Annotated in this window: 22 protein-coding genes; 13 read left to right on the forward strand and 9 right to left on the reverse strand. The window is 70.7% G+C overall.

Translation table 11 applies throughout. The features are described 5' to 3' along the window. Nucleotides 1-7 precede the first annotated feature (7 nt). Nucleotides 8-1,123, reverse strand: a complete 1,116-nt coding sequence (locus tag AB0C75_RS18325; protein ID WP_362891943.1) for a magnesium and cobalt transport protein CorA — start codon at nucleotides 1,121-1,123, stop codon at nucleotides 8-10. A 412-nt stretch (nucleotides 1,124-1,535) separates the two neighbouring features. Here AB0C75_RS18325 and AB0C75_RS18330 point away from each other — a divergent pair, with 412 nt between their 5' ends. Then, nucleotides 1,536-2,120 (forward strand): suppressor of fused domain protein, encoded by a 585-nt coding sequence (locus AB0C75_RS18330; protein ID WP_362891945.1) that lies wholly within the window; start codon nucleotides 1,536-1,538, stop codon nucleotides 2,118-2,120. 48 nt (nucleotides 2,121-2,168) lie between these two features. Here the strand turns inward: AB0C75_RS18330 and AB0C75_RS18335 are convergent, their stop codons facing one another. Beyond that, nucleotides 2,169-3,401 carry an MFS transporter gene (locus AB0C75_RS18335; RefSeq protein WP_362891947.1) on the reverse strand — a complete coding sequence of 411 codons (1,233 nt, stop codon included), beginning with the start codon at nucleotides 3,399-3,401 and terminating at the stop codon, nucleotides 2,169-2,171. A gap of 156 nt (nucleotides 3,402-3,557) precedes the next feature. On the opposite strand from AB0C75_RS18335, the gene AB0C75_RS18340 reads away from it, so the two are divergent. From AB0C75_RS18340 to AB0C75_RS18350, 3 genes are all read left to right on the forward strand, one after another. Beyond that, nucleotides 3,558-4,202 carry a DUF6758 family protein gene (locus tag AB0C75_RS18340; protein ID WP_362891949.1) on the forward strand — a complete coding sequence of 215 codons (645 nt, stop codon included), beginning with the start codon at nucleotides 3,558-3,560 and terminating at the stop codon, nucleotides 4,200-4,202. An 89-nt stretch (nucleotides 4,203-4,291) separates the two neighbouring features. Next, nucleotides 4,292-5,158, forward strand: coding sequence for a PHP domain-containing protein (locus tag AB0C75_RS18345; protein ID WP_362891951.1), 867 nt, complete (start codon nucleotides 4,292-4,294; stop codon nucleotides 5,156-5,158). 111 nt (nucleotides 5,159-5,269) lie between these two features. Beyond that, nucleotides 5,270-5,875 (forward strand): MarC family protein, encoded by a 606-nt coding sequence (locus tag AB0C75_RS18350; protein ID WP_362891953.1) that lies wholly within the window; start codon nucleotides 5,270-5,272, stop codon nucleotides 5,873-5,875. A 148-nt stretch (nucleotides 5,876-6,023) separates the two neighbouring features. Here AB0C75_RS18350 and AB0C75_RS18355 read toward each other — a convergent pair whose 3' ends face one another. Further along, the gene (locus AB0C75_RS18355; RefSeq protein ID WP_014154223.1) at nucleotides 6,024-6,176 is read right to left on the reverse strand and encodes a hypothetical protein; all 153 of its coding nucleotides are present in this window, start codon (nucleotides 6,174-6,176) and stop codon (nucleotides 6,024-6,026) included. 212 nt (nucleotides 6,177-6,388) lie between these two features. Between AB0C75_RS18355 and AB0C75_RS18360 the strand changes: the two genes are divergently transcribed. Further along, nucleotides 6,389-7,297 (forward strand): NYN domain-containing protein, encoded by a 909-nt coding sequence (locus AB0C75_RS18360; RefSeq protein ID WP_362891955.1) that lies wholly within the window; start codon nucleotides 6,389-6,391, stop codon nucleotides 7,295-7,297. A 65-nt stretch (nucleotides 7,298-7,362) separates the two neighbouring features. Here the strand turns inward: AB0C75_RS18360 and AB0C75_RS18365 are convergent, their stop codons facing one another. Then, nucleotides 7,363-8,214: an alpha/beta hydrolase gene (locus AB0C75_RS18365; RefSeq protein ID WP_362891957.1), complete on the reverse strand. Its 852-nt coding sequence runs from the start codon at nucleotides 8,212-8,214 to the stop codon at nucleotides 7,363-7,365. A gap of 105 nt (nucleotides 8,215-8,319) precedes the next feature. Continuing rightward, nucleotides 8,320-10,344, reverse strand: coding sequence for a DEAD/DEAH box helicase (locus AB0C75_RS18370; RefSeq protein WP_362891958.1), 2,025 nt, complete (start codon nucleotides 10,342-10,344; stop codon nucleotides 8,320-8,322). Nucleotides 10,345-10,794: 450 nt separating this feature from the next. On the opposite strand from AB0C75_RS18370, the gene AB0C75_RS18375 reads away from it, so the two are divergent. Beyond that, a complete protein-coding gene (locus tag AB0C75_RS18375; protein ID WP_362891960.1) occupies nucleotides 10,795-11,541 on the forward strand; it encodes a ferritin-like fold-containing protein in 747 nt (248 codons plus the stop codon). Between the two features lie 20 nt (nucleotides 11,542-11,561). On the opposite strand, the gene AB0C75_RS18380 is transcribed toward AB0C75_RS18375, so the two are convergent. The 4 genes from AB0C75_RS18380 to AB0C75_RS18395 all read right to left on the reverse strand — a co-directional run bounded on the left by AB0C75_RS18380 (nucleotide 11,562) and on the right by AB0C75_RS18395 (nucleotide 13,461). Further along, complete coding sequence (locus AB0C75_RS18380) at nucleotides 11,562-11,834, reverse strand: hypothetical protein (RefSeq protein WP_362891962.1); 273 nt, start codon at nucleotides 11,832-11,834, stop codon at nucleotides 11,562-11,564. A gap of 238 nt (nucleotides 11,835-12,072) precedes the next feature. Further along, entirely contained in the window at nucleotides 12,073-12,300 is a 228-nt protein-coding gene (locus AB0C75_RS18385) for a DUF3107 domain-containing protein (protein WP_167526138.1), read from the reverse strand. A gap of 135 nt (nucleotides 12,301-12,435) precedes the next feature. After that, on the reverse strand, nucleotides 12,436-13,077 hold the full coding sequence (locus tag AB0C75_RS18390; RefSeq protein WP_099174612.1) for a TetR/AcrR family transcriptional regulator: 642 nt from the start codon (nucleotides 13,075-13,077) through the stop codon (nucleotides 12,436-12,438). 168 nt (nucleotides 13,078-13,245) lie between these two features. Beyond that, nucleotides 13,246-13,461: a hypothetical protein gene (locus AB0C75_RS18395; protein WP_362891964.1), complete on the reverse strand. Its 216-nt coding sequence runs from the start codon at nucleotides 13,459-13,461 to the stop codon at nucleotides 13,246-13,248. A 110-nt stretch (nucleotides 13,462-13,571) separates the two neighbouring features. Here AB0C75_RS18395 and AB0C75_RS18400 point away from each other — a divergent pair, with 110 nt between their 5' ends. From AB0C75_RS18400 to AB0C75_RS18430, 7 genes are all read left to right on the forward strand, one after another. Then, nucleotides 13,572-14,537: an alpha/beta hydrolase gene (locus AB0C75_RS18400; protein ID WP_362891966.1), complete on the forward strand. Its 966-nt coding sequence runs from the start codon at nucleotides 13,572-13,574 to the stop codon at nucleotides 14,535-14,537. Between the two features lie 8 nt (nucleotides 14,538-14,545). Next, a complete protein-coding gene (locus tag AB0C75_RS18405; protein ID WP_362891968.1) occupies nucleotides 14,546-15,886 on the forward strand; it encodes a DUF3152 domain-containing protein in 1,341 nt (446 codons plus the stop codon). Nucleotides 15,887-15,975: 89 nt separating this feature from the next. Continuing rightward, nucleotides 15,976-16,071: an Ms4533A family Cys-rich leader peptide gene (locus tag AB0C75_RS18410; RefSeq protein WP_362891970.1), complete on the forward strand. Its 96-nt coding sequence runs from the start codon at nucleotides 15,976-15,978 to the stop codon at nucleotides 16,069-16,071. A 199-nt stretch (nucleotides 16,072-16,270) separates the two neighbouring features. Then, the gene (locus AB0C75_RS18415) at nucleotides 16,271-18,001 is read left to right on the forward strand and encodes an ABC transporter substrate-binding protein (protein WP_362891972.1); all 1,731 of its coding nucleotides are present in this window, start codon (nucleotides 16,271-16,273) and stop codon (nucleotides 17,999-18,001) included. Nucleotides 18,002-18,169: 168 nt separating this feature from the next. Next, on the forward strand, nucleotides 18,170-19,192 hold the full coding sequence (locus tag AB0C75_RS18420) for an ABC transporter permease (protein WP_362891974.1): 1,023 nt from the start codon (nucleotides 18,170-18,172) through the stop codon (nucleotides 19,190-19,192). Next, nucleotides 19,189-20,178: an ABC transporter permease gene (locus tag AB0C75_RS18425; protein WP_362891976.1), complete on the forward strand. Its 990-nt coding sequence runs from the start codon at nucleotides 19,189-19,191 to the stop codon at nucleotides 20,176-20,178. The genes AB0C75_RS18420 and AB0C75_RS18425 overlap by 4 nt, the downstream gene beginning before the upstream one ends. Beyond that, nucleotides 20,175-21,815, forward strand: coding sequence for an ABC transporter ATP-binding protein (locus AB0C75_RS18430; protein ID WP_362891978.1), 1,641 nt, complete (start codon nucleotides 20,175-20,177; stop codon nucleotides 21,813-21,815). Before AB0C75_RS18425 ends, AB0C75_RS18430 begins: the two co-directional genes overlap by 4 nt. The last annotated feature ends 174 nt before the right edge of the window (nucleotides 21,816-21,989 follow it).

Below are 21,989 nucleotides of genomic sequence, written 5' to 3' on the forward strand. Positions count from 1 at the left end.
CACCCTATTAGAGCCAGCCGTTGCGCTTGAGCGTGCGGTGGATGGAGAAGCAGACGGCACCGATGAGCGCCAGCACCATCGGATAGCCGTACGTCCACCGGAGTTCGGGCATGTGCTTGAAGTTCATGCCGTACACCCCGCAGATCATCGTCGGTACGGCGATGATCGCCGCCCAGGACGTGATCTTGCGCATGTCCTCGTTCTGCGTGACGGTCGCCTGCGCCAGATTGGCCTGGAGGATCGAGTTGAGCAGCTCGTCGAAGCCGATGACCTCTTCGTGCACGCGGGCCAGGTGGTCGGCCACATCGCGGAAGTACTTCTGGATGTCGGGGTCGACCAGCCGCATGGGGCGCTCGCTCAGCAGCTGCATCGGCCGCAGCAGCGGCGACACGGCGCGCTTGAACTCCAGCACCTCGCGCTTCAGCTGGTAGATCCGGCCCGCGTCCGACCCGCGCGAGCCGCCCTTCGACGGGGTGGAGAACACATCGATCTCCACCTCGTCGATGTCGTCCTGCACCGAGGCCGCCACCGCGATGTAGCCGTCGACGACATGGTCGGCGATCGAGTGCAGCACCGCGGAGGGACCTTTGGCGAGCAGCTCGGGGTCCTCCTGGAGCCGGTGGCGCAGAGCGCGCAACGAGCCCTGTCCGCCGTGCCGGACGGTGATCACGAAGTCCCGGCCGGTGAAGCACATCACCTCACCGGTCTCGACGACCTCGCTGGTCGCGGTCAGTTCGGCGTGCTCGACGTAGTGGATCGTCTTGAAGACGGTGAACAGCGTGTCGTCGTACCGCTCCAGCTTGGGCCGCTGGTGGGCGTGGACCGCGTCCTCGACGGCCAGCGGGTGGAGGCCGAACTCCCGGGCGATACCGGCGAACTCCTCCTCGGTCGGCTCGTGCAGACCGATCCAGGCGAAGCCGCCCTGCTCCCGCACGCGCAGGATCGCCTCGCGCGGGGTCAGGCCGGTCGCCTCGGTGAGCCGGCGCCCGTCCCGGTAGACGGCGCAGTCGACGACGGCGCTGGAGGCGGACGGGTCGCGGGTGGCGTCGTAGCTGTTGTACGGGGTGTTGCTCTTGCGCTGGGACGGGCGCACGGCGGCGCGCAGGTCACGGATCATCGACATGGCTGGCTCCTCTTCACGGAGGGCCGTCGGTGGGCGCGTGGAACAGCCCGGAATGGGGACGTGTGCTCACGTCCGCAAAGCGGGCGGCACCGCACGGGCACGGTGACGGCGTTCGCTACAGACAGGCAAAAACGCGGGGCTCTTCCGGTGCGCGAACTGCCGTGGTGACGGCCGGGAAGGGCGTCAGACCACAGAAGGAAGGCGTCCTGCGGAAGGGCGGTCGGTACTGCACGGTCGACTTGGATCCACCGCAGCCCCACCTCCTCCGGCCGGTCCCCCGTAGGGGATCACGTGTTGCCAGGACTGAGAGCGACGCTTCTGCGTGCTGTCCCGGCCGACGCCTCAGGCTACCAGCCAGGTGAGGAGCCAATCCCTTCCTTTGCCCGTTCGGTGCGCGTTCTATGCTCGCGGCATGGGAGAAATTCTTGATCTGGCCGAGGCCCGGCTCCGTACGGCGCTGGGCGAGCCGGACGCACGTGCCGATGTGACGTTCCTTGGCACGGACCGTATCGAGGTGCTCCGCTTCATCGACGGCGATGTGGTGCGCTACGCCACGCTCGGCATGTCCGCGCAGCCGATGGCCGATCCGACCTCGCCGCTCGCCGACCCCGTGAAGGGACCGCGCGCCGAGCTGGTCCTGTCCGTGCGGGCCGGGCTCGCCGACACCGACCAGGTGCTGCGGCCCCTCGCGGTCCTGGCGGCCTCCCCGCAGGTAGAGGGGCTGATCGTGGCCCCGGGGGCGTCACTGGACCTCGGGCAGCCACTGTGGACGGGGGCGCCCTTCAGCTCGGTCCTGGTCGCCGAGCCGGGCGGCCTGGTCGAGGACCTGGAGCTGGACGCTCCGATGGAGCCGGTGCGCTTCCTGCCGCTGCTGCCGATGACGCACAACGAGGCGGCCTGGAAACGGGTCAGGGGCGCGCAGGAGCTCCAGGAGCGCTGGCTCACGCAGGGCACCGACCTGCGCGATCCCCTGCGCGCGTCCGTGGCGCTGGACTGACGGCGCCGCTGACCCGTTTTCAGGCCGCCCGCGGCGTGACGGGCGCCGTCAGTCGGCGAAGACGGTGACGCCGTCCTCCGTGGCGTGACGCGGCTCCAGCTCCTGTGCCTCGTGGGTCAGTGCCGTACGCCGGACTCCGATGACCCCGGCGCCGACGAGCGCCGCGACGGCGGCGACGACGAACGGCATGTGGATGTCGCTCCACTCCTCGATCTTCGGAGCGAGGTAGGGAGCGGCGGCCGCGGCGAACCAGCGGACGAAGTTGTAACCGGCGCTCGCCACCGGGCGCGGCGCGTCCGAGACGCCGAGGGCCAGCTCGGTGTAGACGGTGTTGTTCATGCCGATGAAGGCACCCGAGACGATGGTGCAGACGATGGCCGTCGTGTGGTTGCCGTACCCGAGGACCAGCAGGTCCGCGGCGAGCAGCACCAGGGAGCCGCCGACCACCTTCAGCGAGCCGAAGCGCCGCTGGAGGCGCGGTGCGACGAGCACCGAGAAGACGGCGAGCAGCAGACCCCAGGCGAAGAACACCGCACCCGAGCGGTACGGCGACATGTCGAGCACGAACGGTGTGAAGGCCAGGATCGTGAAGAACGCGTAGTTGTAGAAGAACGCCGACGTCGCCACCGAGGCGAGACCGCCGTGACCGAGCGCCTTGACCGGGTCGAGCAGTGAGGTCTTCCGGGCCGGCCTGGGCTGCTCCTTGAGGAACGCGGTGATGCAGAGGAACCCGATCGCCATCAGGGCGGCGGTGCCGAAGAACGGATAGCGCCAGCTGGCGTCACCGAGCAGGGCGCCGACCAGGGGCCCGCAGGCCATGCCGAGGCCGAGCGCCGACTCGTACAGCAGGATCGCCGCCGCGCTGCCCCCGGCGGCCGCGCCGACGATCACCGCGAGGGCGGTGGAGACGAACAGGGCGTTGCCCAGGCCCCAGCCCGCCCGGAAGCCGACCAGCTCGGCGACGGACGAGGACGTGCCGGAGAGCGCGGCGAAGACGACGACCAGCGCCAGGCCGGCCAGCAGCGTCTTGCGTCCGCCGATGCGGCTGGAGACGAAGCCGGTCACGAGCATCGCGACGGCGGTGATCAGGAAGTACGAGGTGAACAGCAGGGACACCTGGCTGGGTGTGGCGTCGAGCCCCTTGGCGATGGACGGCAGGATCGGGTCCACGAGACCGATCCCCATGAAGGCCACGACCGAGGCGCCCGCCGTGGCCCAGACGGCCTTCGGCTGACGCAGCAGGCTCGTCGCCCTTTCGTCGAACGGATCCTCTCCCTGCATGGTTCTCTCGCTCTCCGCTAGATCGTTGCGTTATGCACAGAATAAGTTAGACATTCTAATAAGTGCAACTAGCATCTATCTCTGCCGGTCGGAGCCGCGCTGCGGACGGGTGATCGTCCTTGACGCGGCGACGGCCGGAGAGGACGGTTGGACGGTATGAGGGGCGAACCCAGTTGCCCGAAGTGCGGTGGCCGGGTCAGGGCGCCCGGCCTTTTCGCCGATGCCTGGCAGTGCGCGGCGCACGGCGAGGTGCACCCGATGCAGCCGGTGGTCCCGCCCAGCGTCGAGGCGCTGGGGGTGGTGGTCCACCGGGCCGAGGTGCCGGTGTGGATGCCCTGGCCGCTCCCGGTGGGCTGGCTGTTCACAGGCGCGGCGTACGCGGGCGACGACCGCAGCGGCGGCCGGGCCACCGTTGTCGCGTGCTCGGGCCCCGGGCCACTCGGAGGCATGGGGGAGCTGTTGCTCGTCGCCGAGGAGCTCGGCGTCGGGCTCGGCGCGCGCTACGCCGGCATCGACGGCCCCGACCCCGGCTCCGGGCTGAGCATCGATACGGCCCCGGACGCCAAGGTGATCGCGGCCGGCCACCCCACGGCCCTCTGGCACGTCAGGAACGCCCCCGCCGACCGGGCGGTCTTCGCCGGTGAGGCACGCGGCCTGTGGCTCTGGGCGATCGTCTGGCCCGAGCAGTCCGGGCTCCTGATGTACGACGAGCTGGTGCTGACCGACCTGCGCGAGGCGGGCGGCGAAGTGGACCTGCTGCCCTGCGGGGCGCTCACCCCCCGGCTGCTCACACCGCCCTGATCCGGGCCAGGTGGCAGGGGTCCTGAGGGGTGATGTCCGGCGGTTATCCTTGAGCGTCCCCTGTCCGTCCGCGAGCCCCGGAGTACGTCGTGCGCATCGATCTGCACACCCACTCCACCGCTTCGGACGGCACGGACACCCCCGCCGAGCTGGTGGCCGAGGCCGCGGCTGCGGGCCTCGACGTCGTCGCCCTGACCGACCACGACACGGTGCGGGGCCACGCGGAGGCGGCTGCCGCCCTCCCCGACGGCCTGACGCTCGTCACGGGCGCCGAGCTCTCCTGCCGCGTCGACGGCATCGGCCTGCACATGCTGGCCTACCTCTTCGACCCTGCCGAGCCCGAGTTCGCCCGTGAGCGTGAGCTCGTCCGGGACGACCGGGTGCCCCGGGCGCAGGCCATGGTCCGCAAGCTTCAGGAGCTGGGCGTCCCGGTCAGCTGGGAGCAGGTCGCACGGATCGCCGGAGACGGCTCGGTCGGCCGCCCGCACGTCGCGACCGCACTCGTGGAGCTCGGCGTCGTCGGTTCGGTCTCCGACGCCTTCACCCCGGCCTGGCTGGGCGACGGTGGACGCGCCTACGCGGACAAGCACGAGCTCGACCCCTTCGATGCGATCCGGCTGGTCAAGGCCGCGGGCGGCGTCACCGTCTTTGCCCACCCGCTCGCCGTCAAGCGCGGCGAGGTCGTGCCGGAGGCCGTGATCGCGCGGCTGGCCGCCGCCGGGCTCGACGGCATCGAGGTCGACCACATGGACCACGACGAGCCCACCAGGGCCAGGCTGCGGGGGCTCGCCGCCGAGCTGGGGCTGCTGCCCACGGGGTCAAGCGACTACCACGGCTCCCGTAAGACCGTCCGGCTCGGGGAGTACACCACCGACCCCGAGATCTACGGCGAGATCACCCGGCGCGCCACGGGAGCGTTCCCCGTGCCGGGCGCCGGCGGACCCGCACCCGCGTAACGGGAGCCCCCTCCGCACCTCCCCCGTCGCATCCACGTGCGCCCGGTGTCCTCATGGCGCGCCGGTGCGCACCTCCTCCTGTTCGGCCCCTCTTCTCTCGCAAGGCTCACCGTGTTCGACATCGCTGTCTTCGGATCCCTTTTTCTCACCCTTTTTGTGATTATGGATCCGCCCGGAATCACCCCGATCTTCCTGGCCCTCACCGCGGGCCGCCCCGCCAAGACGCAGCGCAGGATGGCCCTGCAGGCCGTGGCCGTCGCGTTCGGCGTGATCGCCGTCTTCGGACTGCTCGGCCAGCAGATCCTCGACTACCTGCATGTCTCCGTACCCGCGCTGATGATCGCGGGCGGACTCCTCCTGCTGCTCATCGCGCTGGACCTGCTCACCGGCAAGACGGACGAGCCGACGCAGACCAAGGACGTCAACGTGGCCCTCGTGCCGCTCGGCATGCCGCTGCTCGCCGGGCCCGGGGCGATCGTCTCGGTGATCCTCGCGGTGCAGAACGCCGACGGGACCGCCGGTCAGATCTCGGTCTGGACCGCGATCCTCGCGATGCATCTCGTGCTCTGGGTGACCATGCGGTACTCGCTGCTGATCATCCGTGTGATCAAGGAAGGCGGCGTGGTCCTGGTGACCCGGCTCGCCGGAATGATGCTCTCGGCCATCGCCGTGCAGCAGATCATCAACGGCGTCACCCAGGTCATCCAGAACTCCTGAGGTGACCGAGGCCCTGTACAGCCCGGCACACGGTCCGGTCCGCAGGGCCCGGACCGCACAGCGCCCCCGCACGGGCCTTCCGTGCGGGGGCGCTTCATCTTCAGCTCGTCATCCGCTCGAAACCAGCGACGCCAAGCGATACAAGGTGTTACGAAGCCGACGTGTCGGCCGGCCGGATGTAGATGCGCTGGCCCATTGCCGCGGCCTGCTGCACGATCCGGTTGACGGAGGCGGCGTCCACGACGGTGCTGTCCACGGCGGTACCGTCGACATCGTCGAGTCGCATGATCTCGAAGCGCATATGGCTTCCCTTCGTCTGATCCTCCTGCTGGAGAACTACTGGGAGGACGGGCTGGCCGTCCGCAAGGATGGGGAGCACAAGGCATCTGCCTGTCTCGCGCTCCTCAGGAGGTTCAACGGCTTGCCGTACGCAAACATTCCCTACGCTAAGGAAATTTTTTGGATGTCTAAGTACCCGTCGGTAATCAGCCATGCGCGGACAATGAGGTCCGTATGAGTCCGGACACATGGACGGACGAAGCGCCGGGCATCCGCGAGCAGCTGGACCGCACCAACGAGCTGCTCCAGCGCGTGCTCGCCGAGGTGTCGAAGACCCCCTCCACCCACGCGATCTTCGTGGACGCGGGGTACGTCTACGCGGCGGCCGGGCTGCTCGTCACCGGCACCGAGGACCGCCGGTCCTTCGACCTGGACGCGGAAGGGCTGATCGAGGCCTTCATCGACAAGGCCCGCACGATCTTCGCGGACAGCAGGCTGCTGCGCGTGTACTGGTACGACGGGGCGAGGCGCAGGATCCACACCGTCGAGCAGCAGTCCATCGCCGAACTCCCCGACGTCAAGGTCAGGCTCGGCAACCTCAACGCCAACAACCAGCAGAAGGGCGTCGACTCACTCATCCGCACCGACCTTGAGTCGCTCGCCAGGCACCGTGCCATCAGCGACGCGGCACTCGTCGGCGGCGACGAGGACCTCGTATCGGCCGTGGAGGCCGCCCAGGGCTACGGCGCCCGTGTCCACCTCTGGGGCATCGAGGCGGGCGAGGGCCGCAACCAGGCCGAGCCGCTGCTCTGGGAGGTCGACAGCCAGCGCACCTTCGACCTCGACTTCTGCCGCCCGTACGTGACGCGGCGCTCCGTCACGATGTACGAGGACGACGGTCCGACACCGCCGCGCGACGACGTCCGCTTCGTCGGTGCGCAGATCGCCGCGGGATGGCTCTCGTCGCGCGGCCGTGACGCCCTCGCCGATCTGCTGCCGGGGCACCCCTACCTGCCGGGTTCCGTCGACCAGGACCTGCTCGTCGAGGCCGAGCGTCTCCTCCAGCACTCGCTGCGCGGCCATGCCCATCTGCGCCGAGCGCTGCGCGACGGCTTCTGGCAGCACCTCCAGGCGCAGTACTGACGGAGCCGGACGTGGAGCCGGACGCGGAGCCGGGCACGGGATCGGGCGCGGCTTCGGACGTGGAGTCAGACGTGGTTCCAGAACGCGACGAGGGCCGCCGCGGTCTCCTTCGGCCTCGCCGTGTTGGGGGAGTGTTCGGCGCCCTCGATCACGGTGCGCCGGGCGCCGAGGCGCCTGGCCATGTCGTCGAACTGCGGCACCGGCCAGACGTCGTCGCGCTCGCCCGAGATCACATGCACGGGCAGGGGCAGCGCGGCCAGCTCGTCCACCCGGTCAGGCTCCGAGGAGAGCTGTGCGCCGGTGGCGATCAGCTGGGCCGGGTCGTGCCGCAGCCAGCGCCGGCGCATGTCATCGCCGCCGCCGGTGTCCGCGTCCTCGGGCGGGTCCATCGCGCGCATCAGCTGCCAGACCTCGTCCATGCTCCAGCGGCCCAGCGCGTCGCTGAGCAGCCGCGCCTTCTTCTGCTGGGCGGGGTCGATCTCGGCGGGGCCCGAGGACATCAGGGTCAGCGAGCGGAAGGGCGCCGGGTCCAGCAGCACCGCCGCACGGGCGATCTGGCCGCCCAGGGAGTGCCCCAGCAGATGGACACCGCCGGGCGGCATGGCATCGGCTGCGGCTGCCTGGGCCAGCACATCACGGGCCAACTCGACCTGTGTGTAAGGGCTTTCCCGTCCCGCCGCCCCGGTCTCGTACTGCCCTCGGCCGTCCACGGACAGCACCCGGAAGCCGGCCCCGGTGAGGGGTTCGAGCAGCGCGATGAAGTCCTCCTTGCTGCCGGTGTACCCGGGCAGCAGAAGGGCGGTGGAGTGTGCGCCCGTCGGCGGTGCGGCGTCCAGCACGGCGAAGTCCCCGCGCTCGGTACGCAGTACGCGGGCACGGGCACAGGGGGGCGGGGTGAAGGTGGGCGGCCTGCTCATGGGCCCGAGACTATCGCCGCCGTCCCGGACGCGCCCGGACAGCCGTACGGCCCCGGCCCCCGCAGTGCGGGAACCGGGGCCGTACGGGAGTGACTGCGGCCGGGATCAGCCCTCGGTCGTCCCCTCGGCGGACACCGCCGCGCGGGAACGGCGCCTGCGCGGCTTCGCCGGTGCCGCAGCGCCGTCCGTCACGGTCTCGGTCACCGCGGCGCTCTCCGCCTTCTCCGCGACCGCGGCGCGCGGCCGACGGCGGCGCGGCTTGGTCTCCGCCGCGTCATCGGTGGTCGTGGTGACGGCCACTGCCTCGGACTTCGGCTTGGCGGCGGCGCGCGTACGGCGGCGCGGCTTGGTCTCGGACACCGGCTCGGAGGCCGGAGCGATCTGGAAGTCGACCTCGTCGGCCGGCTTCACGACCCGGGTACGGCGGCGCGGCTTGGTGGCCACGGGCTCCGCCACGGGCGCGGTGACGGCCACGGTCTGGAAGTCGACCACCGGAGCGGCGGCGGCCTGCGTGGCGGCCGGCTGCGTGGTTGCGGTGGTGGGCTGCGTGTTCGTGGCACGTGCACGGCGACGGCGCGGCTTCGCCTCCGCGGCCGGCTCGGCCTCGGCCACCGGTGCGGCCTCGACGACCGGCGCCGGCTCGGCGGCCGGGGTCTCGGCCACGGCCACCGCGGCCTCCGTCACAGCCTCAGGGGCTACGGCGCGGGTACGGCGCCGACGGCGCGGGGTGCGCGGCTCGGCCGCGTCCTCTCCGCCAGCCTCACCGGCGGGCGCGGGCACCGTGCCGGCGGCGGACTCGTCGAGGACGCTGCCGTTCCGGGTGCGACGACGCTGACGGGGGGTGCGCGGCGCGCGCTCCTCGCGGGGAGCGGGAGCCGAGGAGGCGGCGGGGGCGGACTTGCGGCCACGGCCACCGGTCTCGCCGAGATCCTCGACCTCCTCCGCGCGCAGACCCGCACGGGTCCGCTCGGTGCGCGGCAGGACACCCTTGGTGCCGGCCGGGATGCGGAGCTCCTCGTACAGGTGCGGGGACGTGGAGTACGTCTCCGGCGGGTCCGGGAACTTCAGGTCCAGGGCCTTGTTGATCAGCTGCCAGCGCGGGATGTCGTCCCAGTCGACCAGCGTGATCGCGATGCCCTTGGCGCCCGCGCGGCCGGTACGGCCGATGCGGTGGAGGTAGGTCTTCTCGTCCTCCGGCGACTGGTAGTTGATGACATGCGTCACACCCTCGACGTCGATCCCGCGCGCGGCGACGTCGGTGCAGACGAGGACGTCCACCTTGCCGTTGCGGAAGGCGCGCAGCGCCTGCTCACGGGCGCCCTGGCCGAGGTCGCCGTGGACCGCGCCGGACGCGAAGCCGCGCTTCTCCAGCTGGTCGGCGATGTCGGCGGCCGTCCGCTTCGTACGGCAGAAGATCATCGCCAGTCCGCGGCCCTCGGCCTGGAGGATGCGGGAGACCATCTCGGGCTTGTCCATGTTGTGCGCGCGGTAGACGTGCTGCGCGGTGTTCTTGACGGTCGTGCCCTCGTCGTCGGGCGAGGTGGCGTTGATGTGCGTCGGCTGCGACATGTAGCGGCGCGCGAGGCTGATGACGGCACCGGGCATGGTGGCCGAGAACAGCATCGTCTGGCGCTTCGGCGGCAGCATGGTGATGATGCGCTCGACGTCGGGCAGAAAGCCCAGGTCGAGCATCTCGTCTGCCTCGTCGAGGACGAGGACACGGATGTGTGAGAGGTCCAGCTTGCGCTGGCCCGCCAGGTCGAGCAGCCGGCCCGGGGTGCCGACGACCACGTCGACGCCCTTCTTGAGGGCCTCGACCTGGGGCTCGTACGCCCGGCCGCCGTAGATCGCGAGAACGCGGACGTTACGCACCTTGCCAGCGGTCAGCAGGTCGTTGGTGACCTGCTGGCAGAGCTCACGGGTGGGAACGACGATCAGGGCCTGCGGCGCGTCCGTCAGCTTCTCGGGCGCGGCGCGGCCGGACTCGACGTCGGCGGGGACGGTCACTCGCTCCAGGAGCGGAAGACCGAAGCCGAGCGTCTTGCCCGTGCCGGTCTTGGCCTGGCCGATGACATCCGAGCCGGAGAGCGCTACGGGGAGCGTCATCTCCTGGATGGGGAAGGGGGACATGATGCCGACCGCCTCTAGGGCTTCGGCTGTCTCGGTAAGGATTCCGAGGTCGCGGAACGTAGTCAGGGTGCTGCCTCTTCTGTGAGACGCGGCCCGAGGCGAACGCTGGGGGTCGTACCGTGCCGGGGTTGGTCATCCGGCCGTGGATGGGCCGGGTGGCGCGGGACCACTGCCGTCGCTCGAGCGCTCGTGCCGCTGAGGGGGCCCCTCATCTGCGGTCGTACGTGGTGTACGGCCGGCGCGGAGGGCTGTCGGGTCGGAGCCGATCGGGCCACCGACCGGGCATCCTCATTCAAGGTCGCGCTCCTGGCACAGCAAAATGCTCAGTAAGCGCAATACCACTGTACCCCGGATTTGCGCATGCGTGTTGGGCGAATTCATCGGAACGGTGTGATGTCTCCCGCTGGCCAGGCCCTTCCGTACCGTCCCCGGCGGGCTATTCTGCGCTTCATGGAGACGCCTGACAACGCCACTGAAGTATCCGACGAAGCGCCCGCACCGACCGGAATCGCCGCTCAGGACTGGGCCACCGCGTCCGTCGAACCGCAGTACCGCGCCGCTGTCGTGGATCTGCTCGGCGCGCTCGCCTACGGGGAGCTGGCGGCCTTCGAGCGGCTCGCCGAGGACGCGAAACTCGCGCCGACACTCGGCGACAAAGCGGCACTGGCGAAGATGGCGTCCGCCGAATTCCACCATTTCGAGCAGCTGACCGACCGGCTCACCTCCGTCGACGAGGATCCGACCGCCGCCATGGAGCCGTTCGCCAAGGCGCTGGACGACTTCCACCGCCAGACGGCCCCGTCGGACTGGCTGGAAGGCCTGGTCAAGGCGTACGTCGGCGACTCGATCGCCAGTGACTTCTACCGGGAGATCGCCGCCCGCCTCGACACCGACACCCGCTCCCTCGTCCTGTCCGTGCTCGACGACACAGGCCACGGGAACTTCGCGGTCGAGAAGGTCCGGGCCGCGATCGAGGCCGACCCCCGCCTCGGTGGTCGGCTCGCCCTGTGGGCGCGCAGGCTGATGGGCGAGGCGCTCTCGCAGGCGCAGCGGGTGGTCGCGGACCGCGACGCGCTGTCCACGATGCTCGTGGGCGGCGTGGCGGACGGCTTCGACCTGGCCGAGGTCGGCAGGATGTTCTCCCGGATCACCGAGGCGCACACCAAGCGGATGGCCACGCTCGGTCTCGCGGCCTGACCCGTCCCGGCCGGGGGCTTCTACTGGGCCGCGGCCGATCGCACCGGGCGGCTGCCGCGTGGGCGGATCAGCAGCGACAGGGTCACCGCTCCGACCAGCACCGCGCCGGTGGGCGTCGCCAGGACATGGCCCGAGCCCAGCGTCGAATGCGTCAGATACGCGCCGAACAGGGCGCCGAGGCCACCCGTGAGGAACACCACGCGGGGGGACGGGAGCCGGCCGGGCAGGAAGCGGAGCACGACCCAGGACAGGACGAGTCCGAGCACGACGGAGCTGATGGATTCCCGGAGCACTGAGGGGTCACCTCGCTTGATGGCGCGGAGGTCGGTCGGTCGTAGGCCGTCCTACCCCTGGCCACCGGAATACAACCCTCACCCGGCCGTTGTGAACCCCACCGAGGGAAGAGTCCTGAGCGGATCCGGCGCAGGTCCTCGGCGGATCCGGAGGAGAAGAAGTGGAACGCCGGAGAAAAGGTGGAGGCCCGGCGGAATCGTCCGCCGGGCCTCCACCTCTGCTGCCGTGTCGCGCGGGCTACAGCGCGCCGAATCCCACCCGCCGGGTGCTGGGCTCGCCGATCTCCACATAGGCGATCCGATCGGCCGGCACCAGGACCTTGCGGCCCTTGTCGTCCGTGAGGCTGAGCAGCTGCGCCTTGCCGTTGAGCGCCTCGCCGACCGCGCTCTCGACTTCTTCGGCGGAAAGTCCGCTCTCCAGAACGATCTCGCGGGGCGTGTGCTGTACCCCGATCTTGACCTCCACGGCTATGTCCCTCCGACGGTCCGTCTCTGCGCGGTGAACCGCGCCGTACGCAGCACACATTAGCCCGGTGAAGGGACGGACCACGGGTGGACCGGCAACGCCCGCAGCGAACACCGGCCACGGCTCACGCCGGGCTCAGTGCTGATCGGCACCGTGCAGCGGGAATCCGGCGATGCCCCGCCAGGCCAGCGACGTCAGCAGCTGCACGGCGGAATCGCGCGGAATGCCGGACGGGCTGGAGAGCCAGTAGCGCGCCACGACCTGGGAGACTCCGCCCAGGCCGACCGCCAGCAGCATCGACTCGTCCTTGGACAGACCTGTGTCACCGGCGATGACGTCGGAGATGGCCTCGGCGCACTGCAGCGAGACCCGGTCGACGCGCTCGCGCACCGCGGGCTCGTTGGTCAGGTCGGACTCGAAGACCAGACGGAAGGCGCCGCCCTCGTCCTCCACGTACGCGAAGTAGGCGTCCATCGTCGCCTCGACGCGCAGCTTGTTGTCCGTGGTCGACGCGAGCGCCGTACGGACGGCCTGGAGCAGTGACTCGCAGTGCTGGTCGAGCAGGGCGAGGTAGAGCTCAAGCTTGCCGGGGAAGTGCTGGTAGAGCACCGGCTTGCTGACGCCGGCCCGCTCGGCGATGTCGTCCATCGCCGCGGCGTGGTAGCCCTGGGCGACGAAGACCTCCTGCGCGGCGCCCAGCAGCTGATTGCGTCGGGCACGGCGGGGCAGCCGGGTGCCCCGCGGGCGCGCCGCCTCTGTCTGCTCGATGGCTGTCACGCCGCCTCCCAAAGTCGTGTTCGAACACAGTCGTACCGTGCACGCTGCGCCGTGGGTCCATCGTACTTTTGGGTAACCCGCGTGTGCGCGGCGCGGACGCAGAATTTCACGGACCGGACGGCTGCGGTAGCCACAGATACGCAGGCCCATGCCGCAAAGCGGTGCGTTCTACCGGTAATCGTCCTCATCCTGTGGGACGACGCGGGCCTGTTCCGCCGCATCCGCCTCGTTCGCGGCCTCGCGGTCGACGTCGGTGAGCGGTTCGTCGTGTTCCGGCCGGACGGGGGCCTTCTGTTCGGCGGTGTCGGCTTCGGGTGCTTCGGGGTCCGGTTCGTCCGGCTCCGGATCCTCGAAGGTCTCCGGGTCGGTCGGGTCGACCGTCATGGTGGCTCCCTTCCCTCTCCTGAAGCCTAGGAGCAACCCATCGAGGGCGCTACGCGGTCTGTGACGGCGAACACATGAACCACCGCGTGATCGTCTCGTAACATTGCCGCATGTCTTCGACCGAGCTGCCCGGTATCCCCGCCGCCGCTGCCGCTGTGGCACCCACGGTCAGTGCCGTCCGGGTCGCGGAGGGGGAGACGCTGCGCTCCGTCGCGCTGCCGGGCCTCAGCCTGACCGTCCGTTCCCGCCCGGCGGAGACGGCGGCGCCCGCCCCCGCCCTCTTCGTGCACGGCCTGGGCGGCTCCTCCCAGAACTGGTCGGCCCTGATGCCGCTGCTGGTGGACACGCTCGACAGCGAGGCGGTCGATCTGCCCGGCTTCGGCGAGTCCCCGCCGCCGGACGACGGCAACTACTCCGTCACCGGACACGCCCGGGCGGTGATCCGGCTGCTGGACGCCGGCGGGCGCGGTCCCGTTCACCTTTTCGGGAACTCCTTGGGCGGCGCTGTTGTCACCCGGGTCGCGGCCGCCAGGCCCGATCTGGTGCGCACACTGACGCTGATCTCCCCGGCCCTGCCCGAGATCCGGGTGCAGCGGTCCGCCGTGCCGACCGCCCTGCTCGCACTGCCGGGCGTCGCATCGCTGTTCGTCCGTCTCACCCGTGAGTGGACCGCGGAACAGCGCACCCGTGGCGCCATGGCACTCTGTTACGGCGATCCGGCACGTATCTCCGACGAAGCCTTCCGTCACGCGGTGGCCGAGATGGAGCGCCGGCTTGAACTGCCGTACTTCTGGGACGCCATGACGCGCTCGGCACGGGGCATCGTCGATGCCTACACGCTGGGGGGACAGCAAGGGCTGTGGCGCCAGGCCGAGCGAGTGCTCGCGCCGACCCAACTGGTGTACGGCGGACGGGACCAGCTCGTCTCGTACCGGATGGCACGCAGGGCGTCCGCGGCCTTCCGCGACTCGCGCCTGCTGACACTGCCCGACGCCGGGCACGTGGCGATGATGGAGTACCCGGAGGCGGTCGCCCAGGCGTTCCGGGAACTGCTCGACGAACGCGGCGGGAGCTGATCCGGGGCGTGGGACGACACAGCCGAAAGGGCCCAGGGGCCACCCGGCGCGACACCGGCACAGCGACCGGCACCGGTACGGAGCGCGGCACCGGCCGGCGCGGACGGGATCCCGCCACGCCGCCTCCGCGCGAGGGCCAGAGCCCCTTCGGCGGCACCCCGCAGGTCCGCGGCGGGCACCCCGAGCAGCGTGAGCCGGGCGGTGGCTGGGGGACAGGGCCGCAACCGCGGTACGACGGCGGGCGGGACCCGGCAGGGCCTGGCGCCCAGGAGCTCTTCCGCGCAAGGCAGGCCGCCATGGCGCGGCAGCAGGCGGCGCAGCAGGCGATGGCCGGGCGGCGTACGGCCGGGCCGCAGACCGGCAGCACCCCTCTGATACCGGGCCCGCGCAGGGAGTTCCTTGAGGCGTTCGACACCGAACCCTCGCGTCCCGCGCCCCCGGTACCGCCCCAGGGCACGGGGCCGGCCTCGCAGGAGCCCGGCGAGCCCGACGGCCTCCTGGAGGCAGCCCCGGACGAGGAGGGCGCCCGGCCCAAGGGTGGCAAGGGCCGCGCCTTCACCGGGATCGCGGCCGCCGCGGTGACCACCGTCCTCGCGGTCGTGGTGGCCGGCCAGGTGGCGCAGGACTCCGGGAGCGCGGCCGACGGTTCGGGGAGCGTCGGGGTCGACCGGCAGGACGGCGAGGACGCCTCCCGCTCGGCGGGCCGGCCGGCTGCCGGGCCTACGAAGAAGCAGGAGGTCAAACCCCTGTCGTACGCGCAGAAGATGGCCACGGCCTATCTGCTGGCACCGGACCTGAAGGGGCCGGGGAAGTTCGAGGCGGTGCAGGGGCTGGCAAAGGCTCCCGGCAAGGGGCACAAGTACCGGTACCGCATCGATGTCGAGAAGGGACTCGGCCTGGAGACCGCGCTGTTCGCCGAGGCCGTGCAGAAGACCCTGAACGACGACCGCAGCTGGGCGCACGACGGCGCCATGACCTTCGAGCGGATCTCCTCCGGCCAACCCGACTTCGTGATCACCCTCGCGAGTCCCGGCACCACGGCCGTCTGGTGCGAGAAGTCCGGCCTGGACACGACCGAGGACAACGTGTCCTGCGACTCGGCCGCCACCGACCGCGTGATGATCAACGCGTACCGCTGGGCGCAGGGGGCCTCGACCTTCGGCCCCGACAAGATGCTGACCTACCGTCAGATGCTGATCAACCACGAGGTCGGCCACCGGCTGGGGCAAAACCATGTGAGCTGCCGCACCCCCGGCGCGCTGGCTCCCGTGATGCAGCAACAGACCAAGACCCTCGACCTGGACGGCATCAAATGCCGCCCCAACCCATGGGTGTATCCCGGAAATTGAACCGCCTCCGGGGCGTTCTGTCCGCATTGCGGGACGGCCGTCTCAGGGCGCGTTGACATCGGGGGAGTGGGGCGGCCATATTTCTCCGCATGTCACGCAGCCCCGCATCCTCCGAGAGCGCCGCCCTTGAGCTGGCGCTCTTCGGGGTGGCCGGGCACTGCGTAGCCGACATTCTCTGTCGCTGACGCCTGCCCGCGTGCGCGTCGGCCCCTGACGAGCCCTTTCCCGGCTCCTCGGCCCGTCTTCCCGCCGCGCCCGGGCGTCCTCCGTCCGCAGGCGCGGCACCTCGAGATCCGGTCCCCTCCCCGTCCACGGGCGGGACCCGCCGCGCCAAGGGCGGACCTGTCTCCTCCCCGCCGCAGCACACCGAGAGGTCATCTTCCGATGAGTCAGCCGTCCGTCATATCGCGCCGTGTGGCAACCACCGCCGCTGTCAGTCTCGCCCTGGTCGCCGGCCTCGCGGCCTGCGCGGGACCGCAGGACAACGGGGGAGACGACGGCGGCTCCGACGCCTCGGCGAAGCCCGGGAAGGGCGGAACCCTCACGGTCCTCAACAGCACCCCGCAGGAGGACTTCGACCCCGGACGGCTCTACACCTCCGGCGGCGGCAACGTCCCCTCCCTGGTGTTCCGTACGCTCACGACCCGCAACCGCGAGAACGGCGCGGCGGGGGCCGAGGTCGTCCCCGACCTGGCCACCGACCTGGGCACGCCCAGCAAGGACGCCACCGTCTGGACGTACACGCTCAAGGACGGGCTGAAGTACGAGGACGGCTCCGCGATCACCAGCGCGGACATCAAGTACGGCATCGAGCGGTCCTTCGCCCCCGAACTCTCCGGCGGCGCGCCCTATCTGCGTGACTGGCTGATCGGCGGGGCCGACTACCAGGGCCCGTACGAGGACAAGAAGGGCCTCGCCTCGATCGAGGTGCCGGACGAGAAGACCATCGTCTTCCATCTGAACAAGCCCGAGGGCGAATTCCCCTACCTCGCCACGCAGACCCAGACGACCCCGGTCCCGAAGGCCAAGGACACCGGCACCAAGTACGAGGAGCACCCCGTCTCCTCAGGTCCCTACAAGGTCGTCTCGAACGAGAACGACGGCGAGCGGCTCGTCCTGGAGCGCAACACGCACTGGTCGGCGAAGACCGACGAGGAGCGGAAGGCCTACCCGGACAAGATCGACGTACGCTCCGGCCTGGACTCCGCCGTCATCAACCAGCGGCTCTCCGCATCGCAGGGCGTCGACGCCGCCGCCGTCACGACCGACACCAACCTCGGCCCCGCCGAACTCGCCAAGGTCTCCGGCGACAAGAAGCTCGCGGCCCGCGTCGGCACCGGGCACTTCGGCTACACGAACTACATCGCCTTCAACCCGAAGGTGAAGCCGTTCGACGACCCGAAGGTGCGCCAGGCCATCGCCTACGCCGTCGACCGCTCATCGGTGGTCAACGCGGCGGGCGGCTCCTCGCTCGCCGAGCCGGCCACCACCTACCTGCCGAACCAGAAGTCCTTCGGCCACACGGCCTACGACCACTTCCCCGCGGGCGAGACGGGCAACGCCGCGAAGGCCAAGGAGCTGCTGAAGGAGGCCGGCCACCCCAACGGCCTGAAGATCACGCTCACGCACTCCAACGACAAGGACTTCGAGACCAGCCCGGAGATCGCCACGGCGCTCCAGGCCGCCCTCAAGAAGGCCGGCATCACCGTCGAGCTCAAGGGGCTGGAGCACAACGACTACGCCGACACCATCCACAGCGCGACGAAGGAGCCCGGCTTCTTCCTCGCGCACTGGGGCGCCGACTGGCCCTCCGGAGGCCCCTTCCTCGCGCCGATCTTCGACGGCCGCCAGATCGTCAAGGGCGGTGCCAACTTCAACACCGGCTTCCTGAACGACGCGTCGGTCAACAAGGAGATCGACGCGATCAACAAGCTCACCGACCTGGACGCCGCAGCCGCGCGCTGGGGCGCCCTCGACAAGAAGATCGGCGAGCAGGCGCTGACGGTGCCGCTCTTCCACCCGGTCTACAAGCGGCTCGTCGGCCAGGACGTCAAGAACGTGGTCATCAGTGACTGGACCGGCGTTCTCGACATCTCCCAGGCCGCGGTCAAGTAAGACCGTCCGGCGATCGGGGGCGGCGTCGCGGGGTCGGGCACGCCCTCCCCCAAGCTCTCGGCTTCGTTCGAGCAGGGGAGACCCCAACGGCCTCGATCGTCCGCCTTGCAGCTGCACGCACCCAACCCCGTTCCTTCACCCACCCCCCAATCGCCGGACGGTCCAAGCATGTCGGAAGCACTTCTGGTCCAGGAGGCGGGAGCGGCGGCGGTCGCCGCTCCCGCCTCGGGGGCCCGGCAGTTCTGGCAGCGGCTGCGCGCACAGCGCGCGGCCGCTGTCGCGGCCGCCGTGGTCCTCCTGCTCCTCCTGACCGCGATCGGCGCGCCCCTGCTCGCCGCGCTCGCAGGCCAGGACCCCGATACCTACCACCCCGACCTCGTCGACTCGGCGGCCGGCGGGGTCCCCGTCGGCTCCTTCGGCGGGATCAGCGCTGACCACTGGCTCGGTGTCGAACCGCAGACCGGCCGCGACCTCTTCGCCCGCATCGTCTACGGCGCCAGGGTGTCGCTCGGCGTGGCCGTCGCGGCCACCCTCCTCCAGGTGGCCATCGGCGTCTCGGTGGGACTCGCGGCCGCACTCGGCAAGCGCTGGGTCGACCAGGTCCTCAGCCGGATCACCGACATCAACGTCGCCCTGCCGCTCATGGTCATCGCCCTCGCGCTGCTCGCGATCGTGCCGGCCTCCTTCCCCAGGCCCGTCCTGATCGCGCTGGTCATCGGCGGCATCAACTGGGCGGGCACGTCGAAGATCGTGCGCGCCCAGGCGCTCGCCCTGAAGTCCCTCGACTTCGTCGCGGCGGCCCGGCTGGCAGGCCGAGGGCGGTGGAGCATCGCCCGCCGAGAACTGCTGCCCTCACTCGCGGCCCCCGTCATCACCTACGCCGCGCTGCTCTTCCCGGTGAACATCACCGTGGAGGCGGCCCTGTCCTTCCTCGGCGTCGGCATCAAGCCGCCCACACCGTCCTGGGGGCAGATGCTCACCGAGGCCGACACCTGGTACCAGTCGGCCCCCACCTATCTCCTGCTGCCCGCCGGGCTGCTCTTCGTCACCGTGCTCGCGCTGACCGTCGTCGGTGAGGGCGTCCGTACGGCACTCGACCCACGGGCGGCCTCCCGGCTGCGGGTCGGCACCGGACGCAAGGAACGCAAGCAGCCCAAGGGACGCGGACGTACGAAGGAGCAGACCTCGTGACCGGATTCCTGCTGCGGCGCCTCGGCGGCGCCGTCTTCGTGCTCCTCTCCCTGACCGTCATCCTGTACGCGGTCTTCTACGTCGCCCCGGGCGACGTCGCCCAGATCGCCTGCGGCCCGCGCTGCTCACCCGCCCAGGTCGCCCAGGTGACCGAGCAGCTCAGGCTCGACGACCCGGTGTACACGCAGTACTGGCACTTCCTCCAGGGCATCGTCGCGGGACGGGACTTCTCCACCGGCACGGCCACCGAGCACTGCTCAGCGCCCTGCCTCGGGGTCTCCTACCAGAGCGACCAGCAGGTCATGAAACTGATCCTGACCAAGCTCCCGGTCACCGGCTCGCTCGTCATCGGCGCGTTCGTCCTGTGGATCCTGCTCGGCGTCGGCACGGGCGTGCTGTCCGCCTGGCGCCGGGGCCGGATCACCGAGCGGGTCCTCACCTGGCTGACCCTGGCCGGCACGGCCACGCCGGTCTTCGTCATCGGACTGCTGCTCATCATCATCTTCTGCTCCACCCTGCGGTGGCTGCCCTCGCCCACCTACGTGCCCTTCACCGAGAATCCCGAGCAATGGGCCTGGGGACTCCTGCTGCCCTGGGTGTCCCTGGCGCTCATCGAGTCCGCCAAGTACGCCCGGCTGACCAGGAGCTCCATGCTGGAGACACTCGCGGACGACCATGTGCGCACCTTTCGTGCCTACGGCGTCAGCGAGCCCGCCATCATGGGGCGGCACGCCCTGCGCGGTGCGCTCGCCCCCGTGATCGCGCTGAGCGCACTGGACTTCGGCTCCATGTTCGGCGGCGCTGTGCTGACCGAGTCGCTCTTCGGGATCCCGGGCATCGGGCGCGAACTCGTCCACGCCGTCAAGGTCGTCGACCTGCCCGTGGTCGTGGGCATGGTGCTCGTCACCGGTTTCTTCGTGGTGCTCGCCAATGCCGTCGCTGACATGCTGTACGCGCTGGCCGACCGACGGGTGGTTCTGTCATGACAACTCCACTGGTCCAGGTCGAGGACCTCGTCGTCGACTTCGGAACCGTCCGTGCCGTGGACGGGCTCTCCTTCACCCTGGAGGCGGGCGCCGCCCTCGGCGTCGTCGGCGAGTCCGGCTCGGGCAAGAGCGCCTCCGCGTCCGCGCTGCTCGGGCTGCACCGGGACACCGGCGCCCGGGTCACCGGTACCGTCCGTGTCGCCGGCACGGACGTGGGGGCGGCGGACGAGGCGGAACTGCGGGCCCTGCGGGGCGCCAAGGCCGCGATGGTCTTCCAGGACCCGCTCTCCTCGCTCGACCCGTACTATACGGTCGGCGACCAGATCGCCGAGGTGTACCGGGTGCACAACTCCGGCTCCCGGCGGGCCGCTCGGGCCCGGGCCGTCGAGGTCCTCGACCGGGTCGGCATCCCCGACGCGGCCCGCCGGGCCCGGTCCAGGCCGCACGAGTTCTCCGGCGGGATGCGCCAGCGCGCGCTCATCGCCATGGCCCTGGCCTGCGAACCCCGGCTGATCGTCGCGGACGAGCCGACCACCGCCCTCGACGTCACCGTGCAGGCGCAGATCCTGGACCTGCTGCACGACCTGCGCCGTGAGACGGGCATGGGGCTGCTGCTGGTCACCCATGACGTGGGCGTCGCGGCGGAGAGCGTGGACGACATCCTGGTGATGCAGCACGGCCGCGCGGTGGAGCGCGGCCCGGTCGCCGATGTGCTGGGCGCCCCCCGGCAGCCGTACACCAGGGAGCTCCTGGCGTCGGTGCCCAGGATCGACGAGAAGCGGGCCGCGGTCCCCGGCCCGAGGACCCTGACCCCGGACACCGGACCGCTCGTCGAGGCCGACGGTCTTCGGCGTGAGTTCGGCCGGGGCGCCAACCGTGTCACCGCGGTGGACGGGGTGTCCCTCACCGTCCACGCCGGAGAGACCCTCGGCATCGTGGGGGAGAGCGGCAGCGGCAAGACGACGCTCGGGCGCATGCTCGTGCGGCTGACCGATCCGACGGCAGGACGGCTGCGGTACGCAGGCAAGGAGATCGGCTCACTGTCGGAGAGGGACCTGCGTCCCTTCCGCCGCGAGCTCCAGATGGTCTTCCAGGACCCCGTCGCCTCGCTCAACCCGCGCCGCTCGATCGGTGAGTCCGTGGCCGATCCGCTCCGTGCCGCGGGGGAGAGCGACGAGAGGCGGATCCAGGACCGGGTGCGCGAACTGCTGGAGAGGGTCGGGCTCGACGCCGGCCGGTACGCGCGCTATCCGCACGAGTTCAGCGGCGGTCAGCGGCAGCGGATCGGCATCGCGCGTGCGCTGGCTGCCGAGCCGAAGCTGATCGTGTGCGACGAGCCGGTCTCCGCGCTCGACGTCACGACCCAGGCCCAGGTGATCGCGCTCCTCGCGGAGCTCCAGCACGAACTCGGCATCGGACTCGTCTTCATCGCCCATGACCTCGCGGTCGTACGGCAGGTCAGCGATCGGGTGGCGGTGATGCGGCACGGCCGGATCGTCGAACAGGGTGCCGTCGACGAGGTGTACGGATCTCCCCAGGACCCGTACACGAAGCAGCTCCTGGCGGCGGTTCCCGCCCTCGATCCCGCACATGCCGCGGCACGCCGTGCGACCCGCTCGGAGCTGGCCGCAGCCTGACTCTGCGTCACCAAACGATCGCGTATCGCAACAGAACGCGACTCGGGTGGGAAAGTTACGCCGGTTCACCCCTTTCGGTGGTGCGACGGACAACCGTCCGTCGCACCACCGGTGTGTCCGCATACGGTCGTCCCGCTGTGACCCGCCGAGCAACGGCGGCTGTCGACAAGGGAG

Origin of the sequence: Streptomyces sp. NPDC048565 (genome assembly GCF_040650935.1) — a bacterium.
In the GTDB taxonomy this organism is placed as follows: Bacteria; Actinomycetota; Actinomycetes; order Streptomycetales; family Streptomycetaceae; genus Streptomyces.